The sequence below is a fragment of the Anaeromicropila herbilytica genome (assembly GCF_016591975.1).
Classification (GTDB): domain Bacteria; phylum Bacillota; class Clostridia; order Lachnospirales; family Lachnospiraceae; genus Anaeromicropila; species Anaeromicropila herbilytica.
This window is the reverse complement of record NZ_AP024169.1, coordinates 3682280-3701082: the sequence shown is the minus strand read 5'-3', so window position 1 is coordinate 3701082 and position 18803 is coordinate 3682280. Positions and strand designations below refer to the sequence as shown.

19 protein-coding genes are annotated in these 18803 nt (G+C 31.8%); 14 read left to right on the top strand and 5 right to left on the bottom strand.

The features are described 5' to 3' along the window. Nucleotides 1–41: 41 nt before the first annotated feature. Entirely contained in the window at nt 42–896 is an 855-nt protein-coding gene (locus tag bsdtb5_RS16055) for an AraC family transcriptional regulator (protein WP_271712985.1), read from the bottom strand. A 496-nt stretch (nt 897–1392) separates the two neighbouring features. Between bsdtb5_RS16055 and bsdtb5_RS16050 the strand changes: the two genes are divergently transcribed. The 7 genes from bsdtb5_RS16050 to bsdtb5_RS16020 all read left to right on the top strand — a co-directional run bounded on the left by bsdtb5_RS16050 (nt 1393) and on the right by bsdtb5_RS16020 (nt 7044). After that, nucleotides 1393–2415, top strand: coding sequence for an alpha-hydroxy-acid oxidizing protein (locus tag bsdtb5_RS16050; protein ID WP_271712984.1), 1023 nt, complete (start codon nt 1393–1395; stop codon nt 2413–2415). 109 nt (nt 2416–2524) lie between these two features. After that, complete coding sequence (locus bsdtb5_RS16045) at nt 2525–2797, top strand: type II toxin-antitoxin system Phd/YefM family antitoxin (RefSeq protein WP_271712983.1); 273 nt, start codon at nt 2525–2527, stop codon at nt 2795–2797. Then, nucleotides 2784–3086: a type II toxin-antitoxin system RelE/ParE family toxin gene (locus bsdtb5_RS16040; RefSeq protein ID WP_271712982.1), complete on the top strand. Its 303-nt coding sequence runs from the start codon at nt 2784–2786 to the stop codon at nt 3084–3086. The genes bsdtb5_RS16045 and bsdtb5_RS16040 overlap by 14 nt, the downstream gene beginning before the upstream one ends. A gap of 411 nt (nt 3087–3497) precedes the next feature. Continuing rightward, nucleotides 3498–4115, top strand: a complete 618-nt coding sequence (locus bsdtb5_RS16035) for a DUF6273 domain-containing protein (protein ID WP_271712981.1) — start codon at nt 3498–3500, stop codon at nt 4113–4115. A 71-nt stretch (nt 4116–4186) separates the two neighbouring features. Continuing rightward, nucleotides 4187–4663 (top strand): pyridoxamine 5'-phosphate oxidase family protein, encoded by a 477-nt coding sequence (locus bsdtb5_RS16030; RefSeq protein ID WP_271712980.1) that lies wholly within the window; start codon nt 4187–4189, stop codon nt 4661–4663. A 135-nt stretch (nt 4664–4798) separates the two neighbouring features. Continuing rightward, entirely contained in the window at nt 4799–5326 is a 528-nt protein-coding gene (locus tag bsdtb5_RS16025; RefSeq protein ID WP_271712979.1) for a PadR family transcriptional regulator, read from the top strand. 122 nt (nt 5327–5448) lie between these two features. Next, nucleotides 5449–7044, top strand: coding sequence for an MFS transporter (locus bsdtb5_RS16020; RefSeq protein WP_271712978.1), 1596 nt, complete (start codon nt 5449–5451; stop codon nt 7042–7044). A gap of 169 nt (nt 7045–7213) precedes the next feature. Here bsdtb5_RS16020 and bsdtb5_RS16015 read toward each other — a convergent pair whose 3' ends face one another. After that, nucleotides 7214–8200 (bottom strand): phosphotransferase enzyme family protein, encoded by a 987-nt coding sequence (locus tag bsdtb5_RS16015; protein ID WP_271712977.1) that lies wholly within the window; start codon nt 8198–8200, stop codon nt 7214–7216. Nucleotides 8201–8567: 367 nt separating this feature from the next. On the opposite strand from bsdtb5_RS16015, the gene bsdtb5_RS16010 reads away from it, so the two are divergent. Beyond that, entirely contained in the window at nt 8568–10427 is a 1860-nt protein-coding gene (locus bsdtb5_RS16010; protein WP_271712976.1) for a fibronectin type III domain-containing protein, read from the top strand. Here the strand turns inward: bsdtb5_RS16010 and bsdtb5_RS16005 are convergent. Next, on the bottom strand, nt 10365–10934 hold the full coding sequence (locus bsdtb5_RS16005; RefSeq protein ID WP_271712975.1) for a DJ-1/PfpI family protein: 570 nt from the start codon (nt 10932–10934) through the stop codon (nt 10365–10367). The genes bsdtb5_RS16010 and bsdtb5_RS16005 overlap by 63 nt on opposite strands. A gap of 393 nt (nt 10935–11327) precedes the next feature. Here bsdtb5_RS16005 and bsdtb5_RS16000 point away from each other — a divergent pair, with 393 nt between their 5' ends. Next, nucleotides 11328–11717, top strand: a complete 390-nt coding sequence (locus bsdtb5_RS16000) for a hypothetical protein (protein WP_271712974.1) — start codon at nt 11328–11330, stop codon at nt 11715–11717. 120 nt (nt 11718–11837) lie between these two features. Here bsdtb5_RS16000 and bsdtb5_RS15995 read toward each other — a convergent pair whose 3' ends face one another. Continuing rightward, nucleotides 11838–12251 carry a hypothetical protein gene (locus tag bsdtb5_RS15995; protein WP_271712973.1) on the bottom strand — a complete coding sequence of 138 codons (414 nt, stop codon included), beginning with the start codon at nt 12249–12251 and terminating at the stop codon, nt 11838–11840. 574 nt (nt 12252–12825) lie between these two features. On the opposite strand from bsdtb5_RS15995, the gene bsdtb5_RS15990 reads away from it, so the two are divergent. From bsdtb5_RS15990 to bsdtb5_RS15980, 3 genes are all read left to right on the top strand, one after another. Continuing rightward, nucleotides 12826–13377 (top strand): helix-turn-helix domain-containing protein, encoded by a 552-nt coding sequence (locus tag bsdtb5_RS15990; protein ID WP_271712972.1) that lies wholly within the window; start codon nt 12826–12828, stop codon nt 13375–13377. A 20-nt stretch (nt 13378–13397) separates the two neighbouring features. Next, complete coding sequence (locus tag bsdtb5_RS15985; protein WP_271712971.1) at nt 13398–15104, top strand: M3 family oligoendopeptidase; 1707 nt, start codon at nt 13398–13400, stop codon at nt 15102–15104. A 103-nt stretch (nt 15105–15207) separates the two neighbouring features. Further along, a complete protein-coding gene (locus bsdtb5_RS15980; RefSeq protein WP_271712970.1) occupies nt 15208–16077 on the top strand; it encodes an AraC family transcriptional regulator in 870 nt (289 codons plus the stop codon). A 153-nt stretch (nt 16078–16230) separates the two neighbouring features. On the opposite strand, the gene bsdtb5_RS15975 is transcribed toward bsdtb5_RS15980, so the two are convergent. After that, the gene (locus bsdtb5_RS15975) at nt 16231–17358 is read right to left on the bottom strand and encodes a zinc ribbon domain-containing protein (RefSeq protein ID WP_271712969.1); all 1128 of its coding nucleotides are present in this window, start codon (nt 17356–17358) and stop codon (nt 16231–16233) included. A 384-nt stretch (nt 17359–17742) separates the two neighbouring features. Between bsdtb5_RS15975 and bsdtb5_RS15970 the strand changes: the two genes are divergently transcribed. Both bsdtb5_RS15970 and bsdtb5_RS15965 read left to right on the top strand, forming a co-directional pair. Continuing rightward, a complete protein-coding gene (locus bsdtb5_RS15970; protein WP_271712968.1) occupies nt 17743–18621 on the top strand; it encodes an AraC family transcriptional regulator in 879 nt (292 codons plus the stop codon). Nucleotides 18622–18636: 15 nt separating this feature from the next. After that, nucleotides 18637–18789 (top strand): hypothetical protein, encoded by a 153-nt coding sequence (locus bsdtb5_RS15965; protein WP_271712967.1) that lies wholly within the window; start codon nt 18637–18639, stop codon nt 18787–18789. Nucleotides 18790–18803 lie beyond the last annotated feature (14 nt).

Here is an 18803-nt window from a genome sequence, read left to right as displayed (position 1 = left end):
GAATTTTGATTTGTCATCACAATATACCAAATGCACCATACTTAATTCTCTTTTTTGGAAACCGGAATCCAAACCTCATACTTGGCATTCTCCGGATCAGGATTAATATACACCTCAATATCTGGTGCATTTCCATATTCATATCCTGAAGTTGGAAGCCATTCAGTTACAATTCTTCTTTCTAACTCCTGCATAGACTGACTAGTTCCTTCTCCCGAAAATATTGCCCATAGGGAGCTAGGGACAATGTATTCTTCTAAATTATTCTCTATTGGTTGATTACTTGCAACTGCAATATAGTATCTCCAATTATCGGATTCATTACAAGAGCTTACTCCAAGCATACCCATAGGCATTCCGTCCATCATGGTAGTAAGCCTTGGTATTGTTCCATTCATTGAAGCTGTGCTCCACATTTTTGGAACAATTTCAAAGTTTTTCTCAATTTCTGTTTCTAATGGTTCTGAAACACCTACAATTCTAAATGATTCTTTCTTTTCAATTCGGTAATTCATTTCACTATCTCCCTTTATTGTTATTTTGAAGCTGATAGGAGGAAATGCTTTTAATATTGTACCTTCTTCTTTTGCCTGGGAGGGTGTTATACCATGTACATTTTTAAAAGCTCTGTTAAATGCTGTTGGTGAATCATATCCATATTTTAGAGCAATATCTATCACTTTTTCATTACCGCTTTGTAAATCAACGGCTGCCAATGACATTCTTCTACGGCGTATGTACTCTGATAATGGTACATCTGCCATATAGGAAAACATCCTTTGAAAATGATAAGTTGAGCAACATGCAATCTTAGATACTTCTTCTAAATCGATAGTTTCTTTTATATTCTCTTCAATATAATTAACAGCATTATTTAATCGTACTATCCATTCCATATCTTCATCTCCTTACAATAAAATACTCTATTTCTGATAACACTACCTCTCTTTTTCTGCCCAATAAAGAGAGGCTATATAAATAATTATTAGTATCAATTTTATATTAACATAACGAATTAATTATAACATAAGCTTACAGTTCTTTTCCAATATTATCTGAATTAGAAATAAGTTGGAGTGCAACATATTAGTAAGCTAGATTTGTGGCTTTTTATTGTAAACTTCTATATCAAGACGAGGTAAAGTAGCAATTAGCATCTGTTGAGGAGGTATCTTCTTTAGTAAGTTTGCTTAATGAAAAAGCGGATGAATTAGAAAAATATTGAGAAGTTTAAGGTTTAAATGGCCTTCACCAATGAAATCCATGACAGAGATGTCGTAGATTTTTTGTTGTAAACATGATACTATGAAATTTAAGAATGGAATATGCAAGAAAAAGTAGAAATTACATATTTTAATCAAATAAATTATTAAGGAGTAAAGGAGAATCACAATGATATACAGTGAAATATTAGAAATAGCAAGAACATGTATAGGAGACTATTGTAAAGCTTGTCATGAATGTAATGGGAAAGTTTGTAAAAATCAAATTCCCGGACCAGGTGCTAAAGGGATAGGCGACGTAGCGATAAGAAACTATGATAAATGGAAAGAAATAAGAATTCATATGGATACTTTAGTAGAAAATAAAGCAGTTGATACAAGTGTTCAATTATTTGAACAAAGATTTAAATACCCCATTTTTGCAGGACCAGTAGGAGCAGTGAATCTTCATTATGGTGATAAGTATGATGATATGTCATATAATAATATTCTTGTTTCCTCTTGTGTAAAACATGGCATATTAGCATTTACTGGAGATGGAACCAATCCAGAAGTAATGAAAGCAGCAACAGAAGCAATCAGGAAAGAAAATGGTCTTGGGATACCAACCATTAAACCATGGAATTATGATACTATTTTAGAAAAATTGAAATATGTCAAAGAATCAAATGCCATTGCTGTAGCTATGGATATTGATGCAGCAGGGTTACCTTTTTTGAAAAATATGACACCTCCTGCGGGAAGTAAATCTGTAAATGAATTAAAACAAATCATAGAAGCATGTGATAAGCCATTTATCGTAAAGGGAATCATGACTGTTCAAGGAGCATTAAAAGCGAAACAAGCCGGTGCAAGTGCCATTATTGTCTCTAATCATGGAGGAAGAGTGTTAGATCAATGTTTATCAACTGCTGAAGTGTTAAAAGAAATCGTTGACACTGTAGGTCATGATATGAAAATCTTTGTTGATGGGGGCATTCGTAGTGGTGTAGATGTATTTAAAGCTCTTGCTATGGGAGCGGATGGTATTTTAATTGCTAGGCCATTTGTAACAGCGTTATATGGTGGTGAAGATCAAGGTATTCAACTTTATATAGATAAAATTGGAAATGAGTTGGAAGAAACAATGGCAATGTGTGGAGCACATAGTCTAGATGAAATTACTCGTGATATGATTTCAATTCCTTGGTAGAAGAAGAACACATAGTTGTTCTTTCTGTTTGGCTGAAATTTTATATTGTTATAATATCAATATAATGATAAAATAGTGATATTATTATGAGACTAACGGAGGTGAGAATATGCCAACAATCAGACCTATATCAGATTTAAGAAATAATTCCAATGAGATTGCAGAAATATGTAAAGCAACAAGAGAACCTATCTTTATTACTAAAAATGGAGTTGGAGAATTAGCAGTAATGTCTATGGAGGTATATGAACAGTTAGAGGCTAAGCTTGAATTACTATCGAAAATAAGTGAAGCAGAAGAAAATAATTTTGAAGGTGATGAAGGAGAAGATTTCTTCGTGTTTGCAGAAAATTTGAGGAAAAAAGTAAATGGAGCAATATAAAATTAGGATACTTAAAAAAGCACGCGAAGATATGGAGGAAGTTGTTACGTATCTGAATCAGTTTTATACTGAGACTGCATTAGAGTATTTTGATTATATTGTCCAAGAAATTGAAAGGCTACAAACGATGCCAGAAAGATGTCCGCTAGTAAGAGATACTGTATTAAGACAAAAAGGATATCGGTATTTAATCATAAGAAATTATGTTTTGTTTTTCATTATTAAAGGAAATGTAGTTCAAATCAGACGTGTTTTATACAATAGAAGACAGTATAACAATTTGTTATAAATTACGCTTATAGTAAAACAATCCTTTACATATGCTGTATAGAACCGTACCATAAATTAATGCGGTATTTACTAAAACTGGATAATTGAATATAAGAATTAAACGTAAAATATAAAGTTCCTCTACTATGAGTTATAACATGGTTGAGGAATTTTTTTGTTTGAATTATTTACCAAATGATTTATATGAGATATAATTATATAAATAAATATTAATTGATGAAACCACAAACGAGATATGATATACAGCAAAGTACAGTAACATAAATGAAAAATGAATTACATCCTTGACTCGCACACCGTGTAACGGTTTAAACTTAATATCCAGGAATCAGGAAGGAAATTAACAGAAGGGTTAAGAAGAAATTCGAAGAGTAAGCAGATTATCTATTACATAGAAAGAGGTACTTAAATGGAAGATATTAAACTTGACTCATCATTATCATTCGGAGGCTATAATTGGCGTGTGCTTGACATACAGGACAATAGAGCTTTGATTATAACAGAAGATATTATAGAGCAACGCCCTTACCATGATGCCTATAAAGATATAACATGGACTGATTGCGCGTTACGAAAATATCTTAATGGTGAATTTTATGACAAGCTAGACGAGGCTGATCAATCAAGAATAATTCCAGTAATAAACAAAAATCTTGACAATCAGTGGTATGGTACAAAAGGGGGAGCAGATACGAAGGACAATATATTCTTATTAAGCCTTGATCAAGTGTGTAAATATTTCGGAGATAGCCTTTCAAAACTTTATAACCCTGGAAAAAATCAAAGATATTGGTTTGAAAGAAAAGATGAAAATAACAGTAAACGATTAGCAAGACTTCAAGGTTCAGAATGGTGCTGGTGGTGGTGGCTTCGATCTCCCGGCCGTGTTAATGTAAAAGCCGTATACATCTTTGGGACTGACGGTAATATAGGTATTCAAGGCAACAATATATTGAAAGGTAACTTAAGTGATGGCAAATGTACAGGCGGTGTCCGCCCCGCTTTGTGGCTAAAACTCGATTTGTAAAGTTTGGGTCACTTTTAAAAGTGATTTGACTATAATTACTGCAAAAATAAATTAAAAAGGAGAGGCTAGAAATGAGCAAATATGAAAATGCAATGAAACTGATGGAGGAACGTTGTGGAAATGGCAAAGAAGAAGTGATTGCCCTTGCGACAATATCACGATCCTCAAATGCTGCCGGTGATCCACGCCCTGCGGTTCGTATGGTATGTGCGTATTATGAAGACGGCGTATTTTATGTATCTACAGACGCAGAGAAAAATAAAATACTACAAATTGAGAAGAACAATGAGGTATCCGTCGCTGGATTTGATTGGTACGCTTTACATGGAATAGCAGAAAATCTAGGTTGGGTCAAGGACGAGAAGAATGCGGGGATCAGAGCGAAATTTAAAAAGATTTTCGATTGGTTCGATGAAGTTGGCGACGAAGAGAATCCAAACTCAATCGTCCTTCGTATCACACTTACAGAAGGTACGATTACTGATAACGAACAAAAATATGGTGAACGTCTGTATGAAGTTGATTTTATCAATAAAACGGCGAAATAAAACTAGTAAATTTCTAATAATGTATTAATAATGGTAAATTATTTGTCAATGTAGAATTAATTAACTAATTCTATATTGACAAATATTCACTACACTAGTATACTCTATAGTAGTATAAAAATGGTGGTGATTAAAATGTCTTCAATAAATTTAATAATCCTTGGCTATTTGCAGAAGAAAGAGAAAAGTGCCTATGAAATGGTTAAAGAATTTGAAATCTGGAATCTTTCTAAGTGGCTAAAGATCAGTAACCCGTCAATTTATAAAAACATAATTAAATTATGTGAGAATGGATATTTAAATTCAAGAACTGTTAAAGAAGGTGAAATGCCTGAAAAAACACTATATTCACTAAATGAAAAAGGAAATAAATATTTCAATGAACTAATGGAAGAAAGTTCAAAAAATATAGGAAATATATATTTAGAGTTCAATGCATTCTTAGTGAATATAGAGAATTTGCCAGAAGAAAAAAGAAGAGAATACCTTAAGAATTTCACTGAAAAAGCAGAAGAACGTAGGGCCTTTGTAGATTCTGTTTATAACCAAGCAAAGCAACACAATGAAAGATCTGGTTCTGAATTCCTTATATTAGATCTGTATAATGAATTTTATAACGTTTTGCAAAAATGGTCTGAAAAAGTTTTTGATTATTATAATTAGTAAATTAATGTCTCTAATAAATCTTCATATTGTGAGACATTTTTTTTGCCCAACTACTATAAGATATAGTAGTATTTTATACACCAATATAAATTATATTATTATTTTAGGAGGTTTATCTTATGAACAAAAAATATCAAATCATTTCTTTTGTAGCTATTATTTTAGGCTTCTTTATGTCATTGTTAGATACAACAATAGTAAATATCACTTTGCCTAAAATGACCGAATACTTTCATACTTCTATGTCCCATATTTCTTGGGTGATGAACGCCTATAATCTAGCCTTTGCAGCGGTTATCATAACTGCTTCGAGATTGGCAGATCAATTTGGTAGAAAAAAACTATTTCTTCTTGGAGTGATTTTCTTTACCCTATCTTCACTGTTAGCCGGTATTTCAAATTCTCTTGAAACGCTTATATTATTTAGAGCACTTCAAGGGTTATCCGCTGCTTTTGTTGTTCCTGTTGCGATGCCACTATCTTGTGAAATATTTCCGCCAGAAAAGAGAGGGACCATTATGGCCATATGGGGTGCTTTTGCCGGTCTTGCAGCTGCAAGTGGGCCATCGCTTGGTGGTATATTAACTCAATTTTTTAATTGGAGATATATTTTCTTTATTAATGTACCTATTGGTTGTATTTGTATACTACTAACTATGAAATTCATAAAAGAATCCTATGACCCAACCGCAAGTAAAAGTATAGACTTTGGTGGAATGATAACAATTGCTACTGCTATGTTTTGCTTAACTTTCGCATTAATAAAAGCGAATGAAAAAGGCTGGACTTCAAGCTTTATTCTTTCTCTCTTTGCTGTTTCAGTGATTGCGCTTATACTATTTGTTATTATAGAATTAAAGGTGAAGGAACCTATGCTTCCACTTAGCTTGTTTAAATCGATACCATATACATGCGGCTCGATTGCTCTATTTTTACTCGGACTTGGTATGATGGCTGGACCTTATTTCATATCTTTTTTCTTAGTTCAAGTGAAAGGATTAGATCAACTATCAGCAGGGCTTATTATTTCAACTATGTCCTTGAGTACAATGGTTTTTTCAATATTAGCTGCTATCTTGATAAAAAAAGTAGGAAATAGGTTGCTATGTGTATTGGGTTTTTGTTTTCTGTGTGTCTTCTGCTATTTAAATAGTTTTCTTACTCAAAATTCTTCTAATATAGATGTTATTTTAAGATTAATAGTGGCTGGTGCTGGTATAGGTCTCAGTATGGCAACACTTAATGGTTCTACAATATCTAATGTTCCTGTAGATAAAATAGGAATAGCTTCTGGAATAAATAACATGACAAGAACACTTGGGACTGTACTTGGAGTTGCCGTGATTTTAACTATATTTACATCAAATATGACGACCCAGATGTCAGATGCGAAAGACTCGGTTGTGCAAACAATACAGAATGATAAGGTATTTGATAATGAAACCAAGCTGCATATGATTGCCTCTATCAAAGCAGGTAATAATAAAAACGTTCGTCTTTCAGAAAGAATAAATACAATTGATAAGAAAGAAACAAAAAAAATAGTAACTAATATCCAAGATACATTTTTGACTTATACGGTGAAAGCTTTTAGTTTTACATTTAAAGTGAGCGCTGTAATTCTTTTGCCTGGTATACTTTTTGCATTCTTCAGTGATAAGAAGAGAAATCCTGGTATAAAAGATAAGTCGTTTGTTCAAAACACAAGTAATTAATTACTTTCACATAGAATGAGCTACCTAATTTGTTTTAGGTGGTTCATTTTTATTTATGTATGAAGTATGAGGTTGATTGTAAGTATTCTAGGAAAAGATTTAGAGAGCATCGAAAAGAATAAACTGATATTTTCAACTTTATCACATGCATAAGCTGAATTACAAACAATTAAAGTAAATAGAAAACTTCATTCCCTTCCAAGAAGTCTTTACAAAGAGAATCGCAAATCTTCAATGAACTATCCTTAATCCACGAATTTCTCTCAGAATCTCTCATAAATAAAAGATAACTTATAAATGTATCCATAAATATCTGTCCTTCTATATATCTTAGGTCATCAAAAGAAAAGGAAGTTTTCGATGCATATCCTTGTAGAAAGGTTTGCCTTAATTCGCTAGGAAAAATAGTTGCAGCACTTCCTAAATCGAAGAAGTAGTATCCAAATCCGCAAAAGCCCAAATCTATCAACACAGGGTTACCATTGTTAACTACGATGTTACCTGGCTGGAAGTCTGCATGAATGATACCAAATGAATCTTCTCTTGATTTAAGTTCATTCATTTGATTTTTAACTATGATCAACACTCTTTTGATAATATCATAATGCTCCATGCTAAATAGATTAGCTTCTACACAATACTTTAGTTCATCAATAGCAGTATCAATTCTATCAGCGTCATATATTGGTCTAATAAAGTCTTTGGAGGGTTTAAATTCTTTTAAAGATGTATGAAATAGGGCAAGATTCTGTCCAAGTGTAAATGCAAGATCCTTAATATTATCCTCTTCAAGAGTTAGAGTACAACCCTCAATCCACTCTAAGATGGTTGCATAGCAAGGATGGTTAAAATTATCCATCTTATATTCGGTTATATATACACCAAGTGTATTGGATATAGGCTTTTGTGCATATAGTAAGCCTTTTTGGTTAAGTTCTTGTAGAATCTTAATCTCCGATTCAATACCTTCCAAAGTATGTTGAAGCCCCAATAGCCCTTCTGTGCTAGGGTTATGTATGCGTAGTAAATAATTCTTCTTGTTAACCCCATCAGTTATTTTAAAAGTCATATTTTCATTATGTCTGATAAATTGAATTACTGGTTCAGAAATAGGGTACCATGTAAGAATCTCTTTCGCTATGATATTATAGTCCATATTTTTTCTCCTCTTCTTTAATGCTAAAACAATAGATAACAACTTAAGTCATGACTGTTTTTTAGTCAATTCATTAAGCTTTTTAGGTAATTTATCAATTCCTGTATAACCTATATATAAGTATACTTCAAGGTTATCACTCTTCAAGGTCATCAACTTTCTAAGTTAATTTCAATTATTATCAATGATAGCATCTATATTATTATAAAGAGAACCTCATATTTATTTCATAAGCAAATATGCGCTGGCGAAAGAGAATAATCTAACATTTATTGCAAAATAAGAAGGTTAGAGATATGATATTCTTAGTAGATAACAAGATATATCATATCATAAAGTTTATTTTATTAGGAAAGAAGGAATCATTATGAGAAATAGACTGAATAAAAGAATTGCTTGCCTACTTATGATAGCTTTGATAGTTACTATGGTACCTATTCAGTCAGCAAAAGTACAAGCAGCAGGAGCAAGTACATGGAAAGTAGTCAAAATAAATAATACTGCTTTCGATAAAGAGTATTCTCTTGAATTTGATACAGGGGGAGTGACATATGGCTATAAGAATGGGAAAGTAGTCCTGATGAACACTTATACTAGAAAATTGATTAAGATAACAAGCTTTACAGAAATTAATGAGATTCGAAAAATAGGAAATAACGTAGATGCAATCGTAGTGAAAGAGACGAAAGGGAAGAGATTATTTGGTGTAATAGATAAGACTGGAAAGACATTAATACCAACGTCTATATACACGGAGATATTCTTCACCACCAATGGATTCTTTGCTATTGATGCGTTAAAGAATCATTATTTTCTCTCAAGAGATGCTAGAGTATTATGCGAGTATAAGAATGGGGAAAAAATTGTTCAATATGGGAATTATTTTGCTGTAATCAACGAAAGAAGTCTAGATTTCAAGGAAATGTATGACTATGATGGAAATAAGGTAGACAATATACCAGAAAGCGAAAGAACCGCTAATAACCAGTACTATATTATGCGTAATACTTTAATTCAAGGTATGATTGATAAGTCAAGTGAGTCAATGAATGGATTAAAAGATGATATGTTACCAGCTTATTATAAAGAGCACAATCCAAAAGGTGAATGGAAAAGGAGATATAGTTATGTAACACCTGTACAGAATTGTTACATCATAAATATCCTGGAAGAGTATGGTGATAAGAATAATGTATTATTTACTGCTTCTAAGAAGTATCTATATGATTTAAAAGGAAATCTAATAACAGTAGCAGATGATATTAAGGCGTTTAACAATACAAAACAATATATTGTTAGTATTTCAAATGATAAAGATATTAAAATATATAATGCAAGGAATGCGAAAGCAACTGCTATCCAACCTTCCATAACAGGAGAATATGACTATCTCACATTTGAAACATTTGGTGATTATATTATAATAAGCAAATGCCATGCTTACGATGATGGAGGAGAACTTCAGCCATCGGCAGGCATCATTTATGACCTTGGTGGAAAAGTAGTAGAGGAGTGCGACGATATCAACATATATAGTAACTTCATCGAAATGAATGGTAAGTATTATAATGAGAAGATGGAGGAATTAAGTGTTCAGGGATCAATATATTCTGCTACGAACGGATATATGATAAGAAAGAATCTGGGTTCTGGTAAGGAGAAGATTATATTTACTGATTTTAAATTGAATCAGGTTACATCAGCAATTATAAAGAAAAATGAAGTTCATATATTTAATAATTATGATTCAGATTCCATACCTGATCGTGCGGATTTTGATATTTTACCAAATGGAGCAGGTGTACATGTATCAAGTGAACATATGAGTAAGGATGATACAAAGCACTATTTTATTGATAGAAATGGTCATGTAAGAAAAGAATTCAGTGATTCGAAGGGATACCATTATTATAAAGTAGTTACAAAGGGATCTACTAATCAGATTGCTGTATTAAAAACACAGAAAGCTGCAACTGTAAATATCGGTCAGACTGTAATCTCATCAGCAAAAAATACAGCACCAGGTGAGTTAACAGTAAAATGGAATACGATTAAAGGTGTGACAGCATATCATGTAGAAATACGACGTGAAGATAATAGGGAGTACATAGCAAAAGATGCAAAAACAAATTCGATTGTAGTCACTGGATTAAAAAAAGGAATGTCATATAAGGTTCAAATCAGAGCTTATGTAAACCGTGGAGATGGCTGGGACGTAGGAAAATAAAGTAAAAATGTTGCTACTGAGATTGTAAAATAGAAGTTGTCCTTTCGCGGTAATAATATTTCCATGTCTTACCACATTTCTCTCCAAATAGTTCTCAAAAGGAAATGGATTTTTTAGTCCATTTTCTTTATAATGATTTTCGTCTAACGTAGTTGTATATGAATGATTATCTAATATACCTGCTATAGCCAGAAATTCTGGAGCTGCACATATTGCACATATTAGTTTTTTATCTTTATCCAACTTTTGTATTAACTCAATTAGTTCAGGATTACTTGTTCTTTCAAAGCCTCCAGGTATAATCAAGGCATCAATGTCATCTAGAGAAATTGCTTCTTTTACTGTCATATCACGTAAGTACTGAAGATTTGAAGAAGCTTTAACGGGTACCTTTTCATAACCAACGCTAATTAATTCCTTATTAGGATTCCATCCTAACATGTGACAGGCTAAAGTAATCTCGAAGTCTGCCATACTTTCATAAACAAAACATAGTATTTTCTGCATTTTAATCTCCTATTTCGGTAATCAGCATTACAGAACAATATTTTGTTCACATGGTTAAAGTGAAAAAAAGAAGTCTATAAAACAATCACCTTATCATTTTTTAAAAATTTTAATTGCCACAAAATCGCCTCCTTTTATAATATTTAACCATATTTCCATTATATAAAGAAAATATTTAAAAGCAAGAAAAAGTTGGGTTACTTAACCAGGTAATCGACCATGCATAAGAGGTCACTTATCCTTAGAGGTAATATATATTGAAAGAATAGGGAATGGAAAATTATAAATAATTCATAGGAATTGCATTGACAGTTAATTTTTAACAATATAATATTACAAATAATAACATGGATAAATATATAAATGCGAGTATAAAGGAAGTTGGGAGTAGTAATGAAGAAAGTAAGATTACTAATTATATCAATAATAATGATTGTCTTAATTATATGCGGTTTTAAAATGTGTGAAAGAGGAAAGATACAAAGCCAAAATGAAATCGTGAAGAAAGAAAGAAATAAAGAACAAGGTAAAAAAGCAGAAGGTAAAAAGACAAAATCTGAAAAACTAGGAGATAATATTTTGAAAGAAAATAAAAAATTAATCATGGATAACATAGGAATTGATGACGATTGTGCACAAGGTATAGTAGACGAATTGAACCGTTTAAAAATAAAAAAATTAATTTCTATTAAAGATTATACGAAAGGGAAAAAAGGATATACATTCTCAGTAAAGGATGAAAAGGACCAAGTGTATTATATTGGTCTAGGGGTCAAACTGTAATTTTGAAGGTATAAAAGAATAAGATGAGAGATAGAGTTAATATAAAAAGCAAGGCGTAATATCAAGCTATTTGAATATTGCGCCTTGTTTCATTGTTTCAATCAAGTTGCAAATGGTCTATCAATTTAGCAGGTTAGAAAAAAATGTAGAATCTATTTCGCCGTCATTTACAGTATGGGAGAAATATCCTTTATATATTTTGTTGTCTTCTGTTAAATAGAAACACTCATATAATCGTTGTGATGAATCATCTGTTGCTACCAATATGCTAATTCGGTAACTCCATTTATTAGGGGTACCCAATGACCAAAACTTTCTTTTTAGATCAATTGATTTAAATTTTTGGATGATGGAATCAATTTTATCTTTATTAGAAATTGTTACAGAATTACCATTCCATTTAGTGATACCAATAGAAGATACATCTTCTGATTTAACTATTGTCAGTTTCTCATTTTTTAATAGTGGTAAAAATATTGCTAGTATGATAATTATAAATGATACTGAAATGATATAAAAAGTTCTTTTTTTCATCAAGAATACCCCCTAGAAATCATATATTCAGAAACATAAGGTAGGAAGAATAACGAGTGATTCCCAACCTAGTACCTACAAGAAGATAAACATCTAACCAAACGGTCGCAGTTGTCAATTATATGTGAATAATACACGGAAATGTGGTTGTTGTAGAAACAATTAGAAAGTAAGAGTTTAAATAACAATGTCCTATTGAGGTATATATTTTCAATAATATACTTACATAATATACCATCCGACTTACTGTGGCAATATATAATGTATTAACAACAACCTGAGAATATATGGTATATTTTGGTTTAGTATGATAGAATTAAAAATACTGAAATATTAACATTTTTAATAATTTGCAACTTTAAGTTGCACAATTGCAATCGCAAGTTGGTGTTAAAGATCCAGATATACCATTATGATTTCCATAGATAAATACTTTTAATAATTAATTTGCTTAATTTGCTTTCTTAAAAACTAAGTTGAGTTTTTTTAGAATTATAATTATCCTGGTTTATTTATAATTTAATTATTTACTATTATTTATCTATATTTTTCATAAAGAAAAGGAGCCTATTTTATGAGTTTTTCAGAGAATTTAAAATTAATAAGAAAAGAAAGACATATCTCACAGGAAGAATTAGCAGAAATAATGGGTGTGAGTCGACAAGCTGTTTCTAAATGGGAACAGGGAATCGGATATCCAGAAATGGAGAAGTTACTTTTGTTATCGAAAGAACTTAATGTATCTTTAGACTACCTTATGTTAGGTGAGATAAATTTAACTGAAAAGCAGAAAACATCCCTTAATAATATCGTGGTACCAACAGGGAAAATTACAATTAAATCATATGATGGAAAAACAATTGTCAATTGTTATAAAGTCTTAGCTTCTAAAGTAATGTATAAAGCTAGAGTCGATGAACCTAAGTATTGGTTAATTGGTATTAATAGTGGGGACTTTTGGGGTGAAAAATCAATTGTACTTGGATGGTATGCTAATGAGGAAGAAATTAAAAAGGAAATGGATGAAACTGCAGAAGCAATTAGTAATGGGCTTCCAGTATATGAGTTGAAATATGCAGTTAAAGTTAAAAATAAAAGGTTAAGAGTGAAAATTGATTCAGAATAAATAATACTAGGAGAATAAGTATGCACATCACAGAGAAACCATATAAATTCTTGAAGGAAGGCTTTGACGTAGTTGATTGGGAGCAAGTAAAATCTGAATTAGAAGAGTTGGAAGCAAGGAACATCAATTCAATGGACCAATTAGAACACTTCATTGAACATTATAATGAATTTTTAGATGAGATATGCAATAAAGACACCCAAAACTATGTTAAGTTGAGTCTAGATACAGGAAATAAAGACCTAAACCAAAATCTTTCAGAGTATTCAGAAATGATAATTACAAGGTCTAAGTCATATTGTTTTAATATAGAGAAAAAGATTTTTGAGAGTGATTATTTATCTAAGTTGAGTGAGAGATATGATAATTATAGAAAGATATTAGAACGTAATATAAGATGTTATAATGATACCAATCTAACTCTATTAGAAGAAGAACAATCTTTATGCCTAAAATACAGAAAAGCCATATCTAATATAAGTATATTATATGAAGGTGAAGACGAGACAATCAGCCAGCTTCAAAAAATATTAAATGAAGTAAGCAGTGAAGAAAGAAAAACAATATGGAAAGAAATAATGTCAGCCTGGATAAGCAATAAAGAGAGATTAGATAGTATCTTTAGTCAAATATTAAGTATAAGAAATCAAATAGCTAAAAATGCAGGATATAATGACTATGCTGAGTATATGAGTAAGATCAGAAATCGGTTTGATTATGGAATAGATGAACTTAAAATATTACATAACTCAGTAGAGGAAATCGTAGTACCAGTATTAAGGAAAATAAATGAGAATAGAAAGGAACAATTAAATGTTAAGTCTCTCTTTCCATGGGATGCAGATATCAGTAAAGGGAGTAACTTATTAACTCCTTTTAGAACTAGTGATGAACTTATTGATAAAACCCATAAAGTATTAGAGAAAATTAATCCTAGGTTTGCATCAACATTTAACTTGATGATAGAATCAGGTAATCTAGACTTAGATGTTAGAAAAGGAAAAACGCCGGGAGGATTCTGCTTTCCTATCGATAGGTCGGGAATGTGCTTTATATGTATGAATATTACTGGAAGCCCTATTGAAGCTAACATTCTAATTCATGAAGCAGGTCACGGGATTCATTCGCTTTCCCATTCCGACGAGATTATTAGAGAGTATAGAATGTTTGATGGACCAGGAGAACTGGCAGAGTTTCCAGCTAAGACAATGGAATTACTTGCTTTGGAGTATTATGATGAATACTATGATAACATAGCGGATATAAAACAAGCCAAAAAAGAGAGATTCATTGATATCTTGGTTTCATTGCGCAGATATGTAATGATAGATTCCTTTGAACAATGGTTATATTCAAACCCAGAACATACAGCACAAGAACGAGCTACATATGTGAGTTCATTAGAAGATCGATTTAATGTTGGTATCGATTGGACAGGTCTAGATGAGGAGAAGAGTGCTGGTTGGTACAAAGAGCAGTTAATGATAATACAGCCTCTATATATTATCTCATATGCGATTGCTCAACTTGGCGCACTAGAGGTATATAGAAACTACAAACAGAATAAAGCGAAAACCATCGTAGCTTTTGATGATTCATTAAGACTAGGTTTTTCTAAACCAATTGGCGAAATATATGAAGCAGCAGGTGCGAAGATTGACTTCTCGAAAGAGTATATTAGGGGTATTGTAGATTTTATAATGGAAGAGATAGATAGTTTGGAGTGAATCTTAATTTAGTGGAAGTAAATTATTAAATAGCAAAAAATGTCCTTAAATCATTAAAACTATGCATTATAATAAACTTACGTTACAACGGGGAGTGAGTTATATGAGTTATGTTGAATATCTGCAGAAATCAATAGATTACATTGAAGAAAATATTAAGCAACCTATCACAATTGAAGCATGTGCTGAGGTTGCAGGATTCTCAAAATATCATTTTTATAGGCTATTCACCTTATTTGCTGGAGTTCCATTAATGGAATATGTAAGAAAGAGGCGACTAGCTTATGCAATGCAGGATGTGAATAGAGGAAGACGCATTCTTGATATTGCACTTGATTATGAATATGGATCAGAGCGGGCATTTCGAAGAGCATTTCAAAACGAGTATGGCGAAGCACCAGCTAGATTCAGGAACAAGCATTATGCGATACCAGAGAAGCCAATACTGAAAGAAAATAAATCTATTATATGTGGAGGAATAAATATGGAATATCATTTTAGTGATGTAAGGATTGAAAAACTAGATACTATGTATGTTACAAGTTCATATGCAATCAGCGATGATCCTGAGGCAGATGTAATTAATTTTATGACAGAGTGGATGGTAAACAATAATATTGATATTAAGTCAAGACAATTTGGATTTGACATTCCTGTTTCAGAAGAGCAGAGTCAAAAGGGTCTTAGAGGATATGAGTATTGGATAAAAGTGGAGGATAATACAAATCAATCAGAAGGAGTGATACTGAAAACAATAGAGGAATGTGAATATGCTATATTAAGAATAACAAACCCATTTTCCAATCCATTTGAAGTGATACCTGCCGGATGGAGTAGATTAGCGGAGTGGGTAAGATTAAATGATTATATGCCTGATTGTAAAAGCAAAGGCAATAAGGAAAAATACTGGTTAGAGGAAAAAGTTGAGGAAAATGGTGTAACGTATATGGATCTTTATTTCCCACTGAATTAAGTGCACTGTAATGTGTTACCCTAAAGGTTTTACAACATAATAGGCTATACAGTATTGATACAGAATACACCACAAAGACAGAAATGATATGCCAATTGTCAAATAGACAATGGCATATCATTTCTGTCTTTGTGGTGTATTTTAATTCATTTCTTATTTAGGAACATTTTGAGATTTGCTAGGTATTAATTTAAGCCATACACCACTAATATGTAGTTCTACATCCTTATCTAATTGGGCATTTTTAAATTCTTTCATACAATCATAATCGCCATTACTCATAATTTCATCAAAATCAAAGTTTGTGGAATTAGTTATAGAAACTTCTCCGAATCCTTTTGTAGTGATTATATCATATGTACCTGCTGGAAAATCAATACCTGCTACATAATTACCGCTGGATAATTTTATAGTTTTGGTAAGTTTATTTGTTCTTGGTTTCATATCTTTTACATTAGCATTTTTAGAAGAAATCTTTAGAACAAGATTGTTATTGATTGCTAAGGTAACACCTTCTTCCAAATTTGCATTCTTAAATGTCTGAATTGAACCATCACTACTATCGGTTCCCATAATTTCATCGAATTCATCATCATTTCCAGCCGATGCTTCACCAAAGCCACTAATAGCTGTAAAAGTGTACTTCCCTACTGGAAAATCGATTCCAGCTATATAATTGCCAGCAGTAAGTTTTGTTTCAAAGGGCTCAGTTACAACTTTAATTGTATCAGTATCTGATTCTGTTTCAGGTGCTTCTGTGGCGCTAACTGTTTCATGAGATGAAAGTTCCGTAGATACTTCAGTTGTGGTAGTTTTTTCTGTATTTTGCTTATCCTTTTCTAAATCATTAAGAAGACCTTCAAAGAAGCCAATTCCTATAAAAACTACTATTACAATAATCACAACTTTTAAATTATTTTTCTTTTTTGGTGCTTCTGAAAATACGGCTTTTTTAATATATTCTACATCAGTGGTAGAATCATCCTTAATATAATCTTTCTCAAAAGCGGTATCGTCCTCTTTTGGAATTGATTCACGCAATTCATTTTTTTCTTTTAAAGAACTTCCACATTTTGGACAGTACATATCAAAAGATTTAAAACCACAATTCCAGCAGGTGATTGCTTCCTCTCCAGCTTTTATACCACAGGTAGGGCAAAATGCAGTATGAAATTCAGTCCCACAGTGATTACATATATTACTGAACTCTTTTGAACCACAATTAGTGCAACTAAAAAGAGTATCTTCCATTTCGGAGTTACAATAATTACATTTTTTCATATTTATCCTCACGTATTAATTATTAATTATAGTATTCTTGAATTGGTATTTACTAGGAATGTTTTAATTATAGAATGTAAGAATTGATTTTTCAACATTAATTAAGAACTTTTTTATAGATCACAATAGGGTACTGAAACAATTGTAAGAAAATATGCAAGGAGACATTGACGAATAAAAAGTAGTGTAGTATAAGGGTACTAAAGTTCTTAGATCAAGTAATGTATTATGTAATGAGAGATTAAATTAATATCTTAAAGGGAGAAATATTTTTTATTATCTTCTATCAAATTAAATCTATCATGTGAAGAACAGACATATAAAAGCACAACTAATCGGGTAGGGATAAACAATATATTATATACTTTAGTGGAGGTAAGAAATTTGGAAATTATTAAATGTCTTAATAATGCAATTGAATATATAGAAGATAATTTGAATTCGAGCATTAAGGTTGATGATATAGCAAAAGTTGCTTTAACATCCAGGTATCATTTTCAACGAATGTTTCATGCAATCACTGGATTTACTATAACCGAATATATTCGTAATCGTAGATTAACTCTTGCTGGTGAAGAATTAACTTCTAAGGATTCAAAGATTATTGATATAGCCGTCAAGTATGGTTATGATAGTCCGGATGCATTTACAAAAGCGTTTCAAAGGCTACATGGAGTAACCCCATCCATGATAAAGAAGGGGAATGTAAGACTTAAAGCATTTCCAAAGCTCTCATTTCAAATATCTATAAAAGGAGAGTGCGAAATGGATTATAGAATAGTTGAGAAAGATGAATTTAAGGTTTTTGGAGTCGATTTTATAACAACAGAGCTAAATAATGCATTGTATAAAGAAATACCAGAATTTTGTGATCGAATCTGGGAGGATGGAACTCATCTTAAGATGAATCAATTACTAGGTTATCCAAGAATGCATATGCTATATGGATATCATTATGGGTTCAAAGAAGATGGTAGTAGAAGCTATATGATGGGGTGGAAAATTCCAGAAGCTGGTGTACCAAAAGAGTATAAAGTTCTGGACGTACCAGCATCTACTTGGGCTGTCTTTGAAGGAAAAGGGAACATGGAACAAAATCTTGCTATTCAAGAGGTATGGATACGTATCTATGCAGAGTGGTTCCCATCGTCTGGATTCGAACAAGTGGAAGGACCATGTATTGAAAAATATGATTGGGATGATGAAAAATATGATAATTATACATGTGAAGTATGGATTCCTGTAAGAAGAAAAAAAGAGTAGAAAGGAGGAAGAGTATTGGGAAAAACCAAAAGAGGTAAAACAATTAAAAAAATACCAAATTGGAGAGGAACTTGTCCTGCTTGCAAGAGAACTAGAGTTAAATTACTGTGGGATAAACTTTTGGATAAAGGAACAGTTAAAGTGTGTAAGATATGTGGAAATAAGTAGTTTTATATGACTAT